This is a genomic window from Pseudoclavibacter sp. JAI123 (assembly GCF_013409665.1).
Taxonomy (GTDB): domain Bacteria; phylum Actinomycetota; class Actinomycetes; order Actinomycetales; family Microbacteriaceae; genus Pseudoclavibacter.
Genome location: NZ_JACCCM010000001.1, coordinates 259,483 through 272,106, shown reverse-complemented (window position 1 = coordinate 272,106; position 12,624 = coordinate 259,483). Strand labels below are relative to the sequence as shown.

The following is a 12,624-nucleotide window of genomic DNA, read 5'->3' as shown; positions in this document are numbered from 1 at the left end:
GTTCAGTGCCACACGGACGACGGGACGTGATCAGCTCAGGAACGGCGTTGCCGTTGGTGTGAGTCGGCGGAGGATCGGCAGGACCACGTCCATTCCCCGTCTCCGGTGCTGCAGGAGTTCGTCCCTCGCACCCTCGCGGTCTCCAGCGGAGATTCGCTCGAGTATCCGGCGATGATCCTCGTTGGATGATGTCGGGAACGGGCGCAGCTTGACGGTGTGCAGGCGTACACGGTGCGCGTGGTCCATGAGGGGGCGGGCTAGCCTGAGCAGTTGACTGTTCCCGCATTCCGCGAGCAGTATCCCGTGCAGCCTGTCGTCTGCGTCGGCCCACCCCACGAGATCGTTGTTCTCGAGGGCGATCTCGCACGCCGCGGTCGCCGCCTCGAGTTGCCTCATCGCTGGGGCGTTGGTCGCATCGAAGCGCAGACAAGCCGCGCCTTCGAGGGCGGAAAGCGCTTCGTAGATGTCCTGGATACTGTCCGGATCGATCGTGGCTATCGTCACTCCGGATCGGGGGGCGATGGTGACCCAGCCATCCGCGCGGAGTCGATCAAGCGCTTGACGGACCGGAGTACGACTCATCCCGAGTTTTCCTGCGAGTTCGTTCTCGCTCACCACGCTGCCAGGCAGGAGCGCGCCGCGCACTATCGCCTGCTTCAGTTCCAGCAGCGCCCGGTCGGCGGATGAACCAGCGGCACGCGACACTCCAGCTGATTCGTCGACGCTCACGGTCCGATCATCGCACGATCCCTCGGGTCCGATCCTTGTCATCATGGATCGGACCCGACCAGCAGCGCCGCGGGCCTCGCTTCGAGTTCAGTGCAGCCGACGTCGAGAACTGCGTGCTCAGCTTGCGGTCGCATGCGAGTGCTCAGTCGCGAGCACCTCGTACCTGACGGCGTTGTCCCGGATGTCGGCCTGCTCAGCGTCTGTCAGCTGCCGTCGCACCTTGCCAGGGACGCCAGCGACCAGCGAGCCAGGTGGTATGCGCATACCTTCCGGGACAAGCGCGCCAGCGGCTACCAGCGATCCGCGCCCGATGACAGCGCCGTTCAGCACCGTCGAGTTCATCCCTATCAGGCATTCGTCCTCGATGATGCACCCGTGCAGGACCGCACCGTGGCCGATGGAAACACGACTTCCGACGTGCGCTGGATGACCGGGGTCGCTGTGCACGATGGCGCCGTCCTGCACGTTCGTGGCCTCCCCGATACGGATCTCATCCAGGTCGGCTCGAAGCACCGCGTTGTAGAAGACGCTCGCGCGTTCTCGAATGCGAACGTCGCCCGCAAGAACAGCCGACGAGGCTATCCACGCACCATCAGCGACTGCAGGCGCCCGACCACCGAGCGTGAGACGCTGCGACGTCATGGCGTGATAGCCCCTTCGTCCGCGAGACGGCCACGTGCTTCCTCGTCGTAGCCGAGCTCGGCCAGGATCGTCTCCGTGTGCTCCCCGAGCAAGGGCGGTGGCAGGCGCAGCCAGGCGCCGTCCCCAGTGTTCGCGGGGCGTCCGAGCACCCTCAGGTCTCCGAGAACACTGTGTCGAACGGTCTCGGAGAGCTGCAGCTCCTTGGCTACCGGATGCTCGAACGCCCCCTGAACGTCGAGCACCTCGCCGCAGGGGACCCCCGCATTCCCGATGTACTCGATCCAGTGAGCGGCAGAGTGTGCAGCGAGACGCTCTTCCATGCGTTCCCGCAGGGCCACGCGATTGGCCATGCGCCGCTCGTTGTCGGCATATCGAGGATCGTCGGCGAGTTCGTCGAGCCCCAGCGCCGCGCAGAGCTTGCGCCACATGGTCTCGTTCCCCGAGGCGATCGTGAGGTAGCCGTCTGCTGCTTTGAAGGTGCCCTGAGGGAACAGGAGCGGATGGTCGTTGCCGTCGCGCTGCGGCACGATTCCGAGCGACAGGTACTTCTGCGCCTGGTAGGTGAGCATGAAGCTCGATGCCTCCATGAGCGACGTCGTGACCAGACCGCCGACCCCGGTGCGTTCGCGCTCCATCAGCTTCGCCACGATGCCGAACGAGGCAACAAGACCCGTGACGCTGTCGGAGATGGGGACACCGGTGCGCAGAGGCCCGGATTCAGCAGTCCCGGTGACGCTCATGAGTCCGCTCATGCCCTGCGCGTTCTGGTCGAAGCCAGCCATCTTGGACCCGATGGGGCCGTCACCGAATCCCGTGATCGAGCAGTAGACGAGACCAGGATTCGTCTGGGCAAGCTGCGCCGGGCCGATGCCCATTGCCGCGGTGGTTCCTGGCTTGAAGTTCTCGATGAGGACGTCCGCGTCGGCAGCGAGGCGCGCGATGACCTCCAGCGATGCAGGATTGCGCAGGTTGAGGGCGATCGAGCGCTTGTTTCGGTTCGCCGACATGAAGTACACGCTGTGGTCGTCCTGGTACGGGCCGGACTGCCGGGACGGATCACCGACGGGTGCCGATTCCACCTTGACGACGTCCGCTCCCTGGTCAGCCAGCATCATGCTCGCAGTGGGTCCCGCGATGTAGCGGGAAAGGTCGAGCACCCTGATTCCGTCGAGTGTTCCCATCAGATCGCACCCTTCTCCGTGTCGAAATCCGGTGTTCGCTTCTCGAGGAACGCCCGGTAGCCCTCGGCCAGCCCGCGCCCCCCGTACGCCGATGCGAAGTGGTCATGCATGCGCTCGGCGAAGGCAGCCGCCGGGATGAAACCAGCCGCGGCGTCTGCGACGAGTACCGATGAGCGCACCGTGACCGGACGTGATCGGGTGATCGTGGTGATGAGGTCGCGAACGCCAGCCCAATGCTCTGCGGTCGGGAGCACTTCATCGACGAGGCGCAGTTCGCGGCTCTCCTGCGCGTCGAACAATCGAGCGGAAAGCAGCACGCGCTTGAGGCCCGCGGCCCCGATCTGGCGCACCAGATACTTCGCCTCGGTCGGCCCCAGGATCACGCCGAGCCTTCCGATGGGTATGCCCACCTGTGCATCGTCCGCCGCGATCCTCAGATCGCAGGCGTGCGCAAGCTCGCATCCCCCACCCACCGCGAAGCCTCGGATAGCTGCGATCGTGGGGACCTCGAGTGCGGCTATGGCATCGAGTGCCGCTGAGATGGCGGTGTTGTACACGGAGGCCGATTGCACGTCGTGACGCAGCTCCGCGAACTCGGAGATGTCGGCGCCGGCAGCAAACGCCGTTGTGCCCTCTCCGCGCACGAGCACGACACTGATGTCGCTTCGTTGGCGCAACTCCCGGAAGACAAAGCTGAGCTGCACCCACATGTTCAACGTGAGCGCGTTCCTGCGGTCGGCATTGCGCAGGACGACGATCGCAACATCATCGAGCTCGAGGCACTCGACCCGTGGAGCTCCTGCCTCTGCATGGTCGAGTTCGGCGAAGGCCTCATCGAGGCGGGTTGGCAACATCGTCATTGACGTCTCCTTCTGCTAGTTCGTCTGCTCAAACAGGTGCGCTCGAGGCTGTGATGCGCTTGTCTGCAGAGTACCCTACAGTGGATCCCAACTGGGATACCAACTAAAGTCCTAGCAACACGCGTGACAAGGTACTTCAACGACGAAGGAGCCCACATGGATAACTGGCCCGTGCTCGTGCATAGCGGCATCGCGATCCTCGGAACGATCGTGCTCATAACGAAGCTGAAGGTGCATCCCGTCTACGCGCTGCTGCTCGCGATCCTCTATCTCGGGCTGACCGGCGGGCTCGGGCCAGAGGGGACACTCACGACGCTCACGGACGGGTTCGGTGACATTCTCGCCAAGATCGGCCTTCTCATCGCGTTCGGCATAACGATGGGTACCGCGCTAGCCGAGCTCGGCGCTATCGATCGGATCGTTCGAGCACTCATACGCTGGTTCGGCACGCGACGGTCACCGTTCGCCCTGGGAATCACCGCTGGCACAGTGCTGCAGCCGATCTTCGCCGACGTCATGCTCGTCGTCACCGCACCTATTGCGCGCGGTCTCGCGCGCCGATCGGGTGATCGGGGAGTGCCGATCGTCGCATCCGCTCTCGTGACGGGGATCCTCGTCGGCCTCGTCATGATGATCCCAAGTGTCGGCTCCCTTGCACTCGCTGGAGTCATCAACGTTCCCCTGTGGAAATACCTCATCTTCGGCACGCTCATCGGCGCCCTGACCATCGGCATCACGATCTTCGTGATGCGTCTTCTCCTGACGCGCACCCGACTCTGGAACCCAGCGCTGGACGAAGATCACGAAGCGATGGACGCCCTCGACGCCCAGTCCGAGGCCGCAGAATCGCCCCTGCAGACAGTTGCCGTCGGAACTCGGCGCGCGCCCCTCTGGTTGGCGCTCTCGCCGCTCGTCTTGACGCTGCTGCTCATCGCCGCCGGGTCGATCGGTGATCTGCTCGAGATCGAGAACGAGCTCCTGCTCTTCCTCGCCAACCCGACCTTCGCGCTCTTCCTAGGCTCCGGGCTCTCCCTCGTGCTCGTGGCCGCGTATTCCGGCGGGTCTGGCGTGAAGAACTCTCTGAACCGGTCGTTCACCAACCTGGGCGAGGTGCTCATCCTGACTGGCCTCGGTGGCTCGCTCGCGGGGATGGTGCAGGCGATCGGGCTCGGTGACATCCTCGCTGCGTTCTTCTCGAGCAGTTTCGGACCTCCCCTGCTGGTCGCATGGCTCATCGCCGTCGTGCTTCACATCGCGATCGGTTCCGTCAGCGTCGCCGCCATCACGTCAGCCGGCATCCTGGGGCCCGTCGCCGCCGCTTCAGGAGTGGATCCGCTCCTGATCGCGCTTGCAGCCGGCGCTGGATCCCTGTTCCTCATGACCGTGCACAGCAACTTCTTCTGGATGACGAAGAACCTGCTCGGACAGAGCACGCGCGGAGCTCTCAAGGTGGTCGGGTTCAGCACCTCGATCGCTTCCGTTGTCGGACTGGGGCTCGTCCTGCTCCTCAGCCTCTTCCTTTGATAGAGCGCCTGGCCCACGATCTGACAACCCGACGAAGACCCCTAGTACGGCACGATCAACAGGAGAATGATGATGAAGCGACAGCTTCCCAGACCCAGCGAATTGCTCGAACTCGTCCAACCGAGGCGCCCCGACCTCGATCTCCGACGCCGGCGTCTATCGCGGGCTCTGACAGTCGAAGATCTGCGCACTATCGCCAAGCGGCGCACCCCACGGGCGGTGTTCGACTACACGGATGGCGCGGCTGAAGGGGAGATTTCACTGAGACGAGCCAGGCAGGCCTTCAACGATGTCGAGCTGCACCCTGACATCCTGAGGCCCGCCGAGCACGTCGATACGTCGATAGACATCCTCGGTGGCCTGTCTTCCCTGCCCTTCGGCATAGCGCCTACCGGTTTCACGCGCCTCATGCAGACCCAGGGTGAAGTCGCGGGGGCAGGAGCGGCTGGCGCGGCCGGCATCCCCTTCACCCTCTCCACGCTGGGGACGACCTCGATCGAGGACGTCCGGAAAGCCAATCCGACGGGCAGAAACTGGTTCCAGCTCTACGTCATGCGAGAGCGAGAGATCTCCTACGGCCTGGTGGAGCGCGCCGCCGCCGCGCAATTCGATGTGCTCCAGTTCACCGTCGATACTCCGATCGCGGGCGCCCGTCTGCGGGATAAGCGCAACGGCTTCTCCATACCGCCGCAACTCACCATGGCGACGATCGCGAATGCCATCCCTCGTCCCTGGTGGTGGTACGACTTCCTGACCACCCCGAAGCTCGAGTTCGCGTCCCTCTCCACGACGAATGGCACCGTCGGTGAGTTGCTGAACTCCGCGATGGACCCGACCATCAGCTTCGACGACTTGGACGTGATCAGATCGATGTGGCCAGGCAAGCTGGTAGTCAAAGGCGTGCAGAGCCTGGCAGATGCGACACGACTCGTAGAGGCTGGCGTGGACGGCATCATCCTCTCCAACCATGGTGGACGCCAACTCGATCGAGCTCCGGTACCCTTCCACCTTCTCCCTCAGGTGTCACGGGAGGTGGGCTCGGACACGACCGTCATGGTCGATACCGGCATCATGAGCGGCGCTGACATCGTCGCCTCGATTGCGCTTGGCGCCGACTTCACGCTTGTCGGCCGTGCCTACCTCTACGGGTTGATGGCTGGAGGGCGGGCTGGAGTGGACCGGATGATCGCCATCTTGAGATCAGAGATCGAACGGACGATGGCCCTCCTGGGCGTCTCCTCGCTCGCCGAGCTCGAACCGCGTCATGTGACACAGCTCCATCGCCTGCAACCGCTCACGACGAGCCACCCCCTCTGAACAGCGTGAGACTCCTGCTGGTTTGCATGCAGGTCAACCCAGCTGCGGCCTCGCTCAGCGGACGTCGACGAGCCCGGCGCGGATGCCCCAGAGCACGACCTGCAGGCGGTCCCTCGACGCGGTCTTCTGGAGGAGCCCCGCGAGGTGGTACTTCACCGTGGTGGGTTCGACGAACAGCTCGCCGGCGATCTCCGCGTTGGAGAGACCGCGCGCGAGCAGCCCGAGCACGTCGAGCTCCCGCTCGGTCAGCACGATCCCCGTCGGCGGGGCGGCGTGGGCAGCAGGTCGCCGCCGGTCGGCGAACTCGTGGAGGATGCGTCGGGTGAGCCGCTGGTCGAGCGTCCCCTGCCCTGCGGCCACCGAGCGGACAGCGGCGAGCAGCGTCGCCTCATCCGCACCCTTCAGCAGGAACCCGGCAGCCCCGGCTTCGAGCGCCGCGAACACGTCGGCGTCGACGTCGAAGGTCGTGAGGATGAGCACCGCGGCGCCGAGCGATGGGTCTGCAGCGATCATCCGCGTCGCTTCGATGCCGTCGGTGCCCGGCATGCGGATGTCCATGCAGACCACGTCTGGGTTGAGCTCGCGAGCGAGCCGGGCCGCTTCTGCACCGTCGGCGGCTTCGGCGACGACCTCGAAGTCGACCTCCGAGCCGAGGATGACGGACAGCCCGGCGCGCACGACCGCCTGGTCGTCGGCGATGAGGATCCGGATCATGATGCCTCCCCGTCTCGGTCCACGCCTCGGCCTGCGCCGCCGATCGTGAGCTCGTTGCGCCAGCCGCCGTCGCTCGTTTGTCCAGTCTTCAGAGTCGCCCCCACGAGCTCGGCCCGTTCGGCCATGCCGGAGAGCCCGTACCCCGGCTGCACGGGCGCGGCCGGAGCGAAAGCATCCGGTGCGGGCGCGTTCGGCGCGTTCGCGACGACGATCTTCACCTCGTCGTCGTCGTCGAACCGCACACTGACGTCGCTGCGCGCGCCCCGTGCGTGCCGAGCCGCGTTCGCCAAGGACTCCTGCACCATGCGGTACGCGGTTGCTTCCGTCAGCGGGCCGAGCGTCCGAGGCGTACCGGTGACGCGGAAGTCGACGACCTGTCCCCGCTCCCGCGCGGCGTCGACGAGCATCGAGATGCCGGCCAGATCCGGGGTGGGGCTCGGGCGATCTGGGCCGCCGCTGGGGTCGTCGTCGTCGCTTCGCAGCAACCCGACGGTGCGCCGGAGGTCGACGAGCGTCGTCCGCGCGTCGTCCTGGATGCCCCGCATCATGGCCCGCGCACGCTCGGGATCGGAGCGCGTCAGGGTGGCCGCCGCCTGCGCGCTCACGATGATGCCAGACAGGTGGTGGCCGGCGATGTCGTGCAGTTCGCGTGCGAGCGCGGTGCGCTCCGCCCTGAGCTCGCCGCGCGCCCGCTCGACCTGTCGTTGCTCGGCCATGCGCGCCTGCTCGCGGAGCGCATCCGTCAGCCGCTCCCGCCCGAGCACGTAGTCGGCGATGCCCGCGGGAAGGATGTAGAGGAGCAGGATGCGCAGGAGGAGTGTTGCGGTCAGGATGAGCGGCGCCTCGCGCGACCCGAGGAGCATCGCGACACCGCCGACTATGGTGGTCGCCGCGGCGCCGAGGCCGAGCGCGATGAGCGCCGTCCGCCGGGGCAGCCGCCGGACGACCCGATAGGAGGCGATGCCGACGGCGAGCACGCCGATGCCGAGCTCCCCGGCCGTCGTGCCGAGGATGGCGAGATCGATGCCGACGACGGCACCGAACACCGGCAGTGGGCGGAACCGGCGCGGCCAGAGCAGCAGCGCCTGGACGGCGATGAGCGCGGCCAGGGGAACCGGCGATTCGATTCCTGGGACCGATGCGAAGAGCGCGCTATCCCAGGTGCCGATCGCGAGGAATCCGAGGGCACCGAGCAGGACGAGGAGGCTGGGCGTGGCGTGCCAGAGGGCGCCGATCACGGCCGAGTTCCGCGGCGATGAGCGCATGACCCGATTCAACCACGCCGGGTGGTGGCCCCGGACAAGGCCCCCACCCGGCGCGATCACGTTGGGCCCTACTGCACGCACAGCGTCTCGTCGAGGGCGTCGGTGACCATCCGGTACTGGGCGAGGAGCCGCTCGTTGTCGTCGGGCGACACGATCGCCCAGGGCAACGCGGTGACGGCGATCGTCACGGCGGTGCCGTCCGGGCCGATGGCGTTGCGGGTCTGGGTGCCCGGGATGTCTCCCCCGTGCCCCCACGCGACTCCGCCGCAGGACATCGGGTAGCTCTGCAGGCCCAGCCCGTAGGCGGCACCGGGGGTCAGTTCGCTGCCGGCGGGGACGGTCGTCTGCATCTCCGCGAGCGCTTCCGCGCTCAGAAGCTGGCCGTCGAGGAGGGCGCGCATGAACGTGTTGAGCTCGGACGGCGTCGAGACGAGGGCGCCGGCGGCCCAGCCGAACGCGGGGTCGAGGTCGGAGATGTCCCGAAGCTCGCCGGCCGTCTCGGCGTGGTAGCCGCGGGGGTGCTCGCCGCGCAGCTGCCGCTCCCCGGGGGCGGGCAGGTAGGTGTGCTCGAGGCCGAGCGGTGCAGCGATGCGGTCTTCGATCTGGGTGGCGAGGGCGCGGTTCGTGACGGCCTCGATCATGAGCCCGAGCACGAGGTAGTTCGTGTTGCTGTACGCCCACCGCTCCCCGGGGGCGAACGCCGCGGGCCGTTCGAGCGCGACGTCGAGCATGTCCCTGGGCGAGATGTACGTCTGCTGCGCGCCGAACGCGTCCGCGGCGACCTTGTCCGCGTACTCGGGCAGGCCGGCGGTGTGCTGGAGCAGCTGGCGCACGGAGATCTTGGTGCCGTCGACCCCGTCCCCGGTGATGAGGCCGGGCAGGTACGTGTCGATCGGCGCATCGAGGGCGAGCTGTCCCTCATCGACGAGCTGGAGGACGATCGTCGAGACGAACATCTTCGTGTTGCTGCCGATGCGCACCTCCCCGTCCACGGGCGGCGCCTCCCCCGTGGCGAGGTCTCCCTGTCCGAGCGCGAGGTTCGAGGTCTTGCCCTCGGCGTCGGTGACGGATGCGAGCACGGCGGGGTAGCCCGCGTCGACGAGCGCCTGCATGGCCGCCTCGTGCGGGTCCGGGCTGGCGTCAGTGTCGGCGTCTGCGGTTCGTTGCGTTTCCATGCATCCAGCGTGGCGAAACGCGGCGCTCAGCACCCCATCCCTGCGAACAGTCGCGCCTGCCTGCGTGGCCAGTCCGCTCGCGGGTCGCGGCTCCAACGTCAGCGATGCAGGCCCGGACCGCCGTCGACGTCGTGACCGTAGAAGTACTTGACTCCGGCCCGCCAGGGAAGGGCGAGGAGCCGCTCGGCGTACTCGGCGAACGCGGCGACGTCATCTGGCCCGACCGTGCTGCCGATGGTGGGATGCGCGAGGCCCGACCAGGTCGCCAGAAGTTCCGCGTTCGGGCGGATGAGCACCGGGCCCCCGGCCGCGGCTCGGTCGACACCTCCTAGGAGCTCGTCGATGACGATCCGCGGGGTGAACGCGGCCCCGCGGAAGACGTAGGTTGCGGAGACGTCGGCCAACGCTCTTGTCATTTCACCCGCCCACGCGTCGACGGTCGAGTCCTCGTCGTAGAGATCGATCTCGACGCCGGACAGGTCGAACCCACTGTCCGTGGCGAGCTCGAAAGTGATGTCGTGGATCTCGTCGAAGACGTGCGCAAGCTCGACGTACCGGACTGTGGCTGCGCGGGCCAGGAGCATCCGGCCAGAACCGGCGAGTCTGAGGTACACGGATCCGTCGTCGTTGTCGGGCAAGACGAACAGGCGAGCGTCCATTGCTTCGCGTTCGGTGGCGGTGGCCAGGAGCAGATCGAGGAGCCGGAGCCGGTGCTCACGGTCAAGCGAAGAGATGTCTCCGCTGTAGGTGTCGAGCAGTTCAGCGCGGCCCGTGAAATCGCCGAGTTGCGCGAGGCCGAGACCTGCTGCCAGCTTGGCCGCTGGTGACGTCGCCGCCGCCCAGGCATGATGCAACGCTTTGAGCTGAGTGGCGTCTGGAGCGGGTCCGAACATGCGAACAGGCTAGTGGGCAGGCTTCTGAGCGCTGCGGTGAGCGCACTACTCTGACGACGGGTTCAGTTTCACCCGGTATCCGCTAGCTTCGAGGCCGACCGAACCGCCGCGGCCAGGATCGTCCGCCGCGCGCTTCCCTGCGGGAGACGCGGCGCGCACTGCCAGATTGTCAACCAGGCATCGGTCGTGGCCTCCTGCGCTCGATCCTCTCGATTCAGGAGTCTCAGGGCGAGCGCGAACATCATCGGGCTCAGGGCATCGTAGAGACGAGACAGCGCTGCACGGTCTCCGCAGCCCACGAGAGTGAGGTCGGCGTTCAACGCGTCATCGCCTGAGTCGGATCCTCCATCGGCACGTGGCCGATCTGCCACGACAGTGCTCATCGTGCGCCACCTCGAGGAGGCCCACAGCTCCATGTGCACCGATCTGAGATCGACATCGTGACTCTCTCCCCGTGAACGCTCCGAAGCCGGCGGCTCTTCCTCGAGCACTACAACTATTTAGTTAGGTAACCTACCTAAGTCGAGAGGGTGATGGCCCTGAGTTTCCTGAGACTGCTCGCGGTCAGCGGTCAGCGGTCAGCGGTCAGCGGTCAGCGGTCGCCGTTGAACCCGAGGACCTCCAGCGCCTGCCGCGCCACCAGTCCCGGCTCGCTGGCGGTGACGACGTGCCCCGACTCCTCGGCCCGCACGTGCACCGCCCCGGGATGCGCGGCGACGGTCTCGAGGTGCGCCTCGATGAGCGGGCCCCGCGTCCGATCGCCGGGGGTCGCCTTCATGCCCGAGATCACCCGGATCGGCAGGTCGCCAAGCCTCGGTGGGCGCGATCGCAAACCCGCGAGCTCGCTCCCCACGAGACGCTGCTCGGCGGCCGCCGCCCGCGCCGCACCCGGGTTCGTGGATGCATCCAGGGTTTGCGCCGCCGCGATCGGGTCCATCCCCTCGACGAGGCTCCGCAGCTGCACGCGCAGCAGACCAAGCCTGGCGGCCGGCTCCAGCACCGCCGCCGAGAATCCGAAGAGGCGCCGAGTCGACGGCCGGAAGTACAGCGCCGCGTGCTCATCGCTCTGGTCGACGAGCACAAGCCCATCCATCGGCGCACCCGCCGCCATGCGACGAGCTGCCAGGCGCCGAACGATCGGCCCGCCCCAGCTGTGGCCGACGAGCACCAGCCGCGCCGGCTCCTGCGCGTCCACGACCACGTCGAGGTCGTCGGCGAGGCGCTCGAGCGTGCGCGGTTCAGGATCCGGCGTGCTCTCCCCGTACCCCGCTCGCTCGTAGGCGACGACCCGCACGCGCTCCGCGAGCATCCGGTGCACGAGCCCCCAGTACAGGCCGCTCGCTCCCAGGCCAGCCTCGAGCACGACCACGGCGCCCGAGTCGCGCGGCCCGCTCGCGAACGTGCGCAGGCGACGCCCGTCTGGGGTGGACACAAAGGCGGCGGAGTCCATCATTCCGGCATGCTCTCACGCGGCGACAGACACCCGCCAGGCACCAGACGCGGCCTCCGGTGCGAGGATGGCCCCAATGGATATCGAATTCTCGGCCATCGACGGCGGCACCGTCGAACTGCACGACGCGCGCCGCAAGATCCGCCGCCGCGTGGAGCTCGAGCCGTTCGAGATCGGCGTCTACGCGGTCACCCAGTCGCAGCTCGGCGAGCTCCTCGGCGAGGCGACCGACGACGGGATGAGCCACCCCGACCGGCCCGCGACCGACGTCAGCTGGCTGCGCGCCATCCGCTTCTGCAACGCCGCCTCCGAATGGGAGGGCCTCGACCACGCCTACTCGTACGACGGCGAGCAGGTCACCTGGCACGTCGACTCCGACGGCATCCGCCTCCCCACCGAATCCGAGTGGGAGTTCGCGTGCCGGGCCGGGTCGACCGCAGCACAGTACGGGCCGCTCGCCGACGTCGCCTGGACCAGCCTCGACGGCGTCACCAGCCCGCAGCCGGTCGGCGGCAAGCACCCCAACCTCAACGGCCTCTTCGACACCCTCGGCAACACGTGGGAATGGTGCTGGGACCTCCTCGACCCGGCCCGCTACGACGACTACCGCGTATTCCGCGGTGGCGGCTACGCCGACGACACGTGGAGCGTGCGCGCTTCCGTCCGCCGTGGTGGTGCACCTCGCATGCACCACGAGGACGTCGGGTTCCGTGTCGCGCGCGGTGGATTCGACGCCGAGGATGCGGCCCAGGGGTGGTCTGCGCGCGCCGACCGCGAGCGCGCGACAACCGAGGGGCCCACCCCGTTCGGGTGGACCCCGCTGCGCTGACGCATCCGCTGGCCTGACACGCGACTGACTGGCTGCGAGCCCCGG

Annotated in this window: 12 protein-coding genes; 3 read left to right on the top strand and 9 right to left on the bottom strand. The window is 67.4% G+C overall.

Annotation, left to right across the window (positions count from 1 at the left end):
* Nucleotides 1-30 precede the first annotated feature (30 nt).
* The 4 genes from HDC34_RS01320 to HDC34_RS01305 form a co-directional block, all read right to left on the bottom strand.
* Nucleotides 31-729: a GntR family transcriptional regulator gene (locus HDC34_RS01320; protein ID WP_179555528.1), complete on the bottom strand. Its 699-nt coding sequence runs from the start codon at nt 727-729 to the stop codon at nt 31-33.
* Nucleotides 730-846: 117 nt separating this feature from the next.
* On the bottom strand, nt 847-1,371 hold the full coding sequence (locus HDC34_RS01315; protein WP_179555527.1) for a gamma carbonic anhydrase family protein: 525 nt from the start codon (nt 1,369-1,371) through the stop codon (nt 847-849).
* Nucleotides 1,368-2,552, bottom strand: coding sequence for a CaiB/BaiF CoA-transferase family protein (locus HDC34_RS01310; protein WP_179555526.1), 1,185 nt, complete (start codon nt 2,550-2,552; stop codon nt 1,368-1,370). Before HDC34_RS01310 ends, HDC34_RS01315 begins: the two co-directional genes overlap by 4 nt.
* The gene (locus tag HDC34_RS01305; protein WP_179555525.1) at nt 2,552-3,412 is read right to left on the bottom strand and encodes an enoyl-CoA hydratase/isomerase family protein; all 861 of its coding nucleotides are present in this window, start codon (nt 3,410-3,412) and stop codon (nt 2,552-2,554) included. The genes HDC34_RS01310 and HDC34_RS01305 overlap by 1 nt, the downstream gene beginning before the upstream one ends.
* Before the next feature lie 156 nt (nt 3,413-3,568).
* Here HDC34_RS01305 and HDC34_RS01300 point away from each other — a divergent pair, with 156 nt between their 5' ends.
* Together HDC34_RS01300 and HDC34_RS01295 are read left to right on the top strand one after the other, a co-directional pair.
* Nucleotides 3,569-4,936, top strand: coding sequence for a GntP family permease (locus tag HDC34_RS01300; protein WP_179555524.1), 1,368 nt, complete (start codon nt 3,569-3,571; stop codon nt 4,934-4,936).
* Between the two features lie 69 nt (nt 4,937-5,005).
* Nucleotides 5,006-6,253, top strand: a complete 1,248-nt coding sequence (locus HDC34_RS01295; RefSeq protein ID WP_179555523.1) for an alpha-hydroxy acid oxidase — start codon at nt 5,006-5,008, stop codon at nt 6,251-6,253.
* Nucleotides 6,254-6,307: 54 nt separating this feature from the next.
* Here HDC34_RS01295 and HDC34_RS01290 read toward each other — a convergent pair whose 3' ends face one another.
* From HDC34_RS01290 to HDC34_RS01265, 5 genes are all read right to left on the bottom strand, one after another.
* The gene (locus tag HDC34_RS01290) at nt 6,308-6,967 is read right to left on the bottom strand and encodes a response regulator transcription factor (protein ID WP_179555522.1); all 660 of its coding nucleotides are present in this window, start codon (nt 6,965-6,967) and stop codon (nt 6,308-6,310) included.
* Nucleotides 6,964-8,232, bottom strand: coding sequence for a sensor histidine kinase (locus HDC34_RS01285; RefSeq protein ID WP_179555521.1), 1,269 nt, complete (start codon nt 8,230-8,232; stop codon nt 6,964-6,966). The genes HDC34_RS01290 and HDC34_RS01285 overlap by 4 nt, the downstream gene beginning before the upstream one ends.
* A 68-nt stretch (nt 8,233-8,300) precedes the next feature.
* Nucleotides 8,301-9,407, bottom strand: coding sequence for a serine hydrolase (locus tag HDC34_RS01280; RefSeq protein WP_179555520.1), 1,107 nt, complete (start codon nt 9,405-9,407; stop codon nt 8,301-8,303).
* A gap of 98 nt (nt 9,408-9,505) precedes the next feature.
* The gene (locus tag HDC34_RS01275; protein ID WP_179555519.1) at nt 9,506-10,300 is read right to left on the bottom strand and encodes a hypothetical protein; all 795 of its coding nucleotides are present in this window, start codon (nt 10,298-10,300) and stop codon (nt 9,506-9,508) included.
* Between the two features lie 592 nt (nt 10,301-10,892).
* Nucleotides 10,893-11,753: an alpha/beta fold hydrolase gene (locus tag HDC34_RS01265; RefSeq protein WP_179555517.1), complete on the bottom strand. Its 861-nt coding sequence runs from the start codon at nt 11,751-11,753 to the stop codon at nt 10,893-10,895.
* 73 nt (nt 11,754-11,826) lie between these two features.
* On the opposite strand from HDC34_RS01265, the gene HDC34_RS01260 reads away from it, so the two are divergent.
* On the top strand, nt 11,827-12,579 hold the full coding sequence (locus HDC34_RS01260; protein WP_179555516.1) for an SUMF1/EgtB/PvdO family nonheme iron enzyme: 753 nt from the start codon (nt 11,827-11,829) through the stop codon (nt 12,577-12,579).
* The last annotated feature ends 45 nt before the right edge of the window (nt 12,580-12,624 follow it).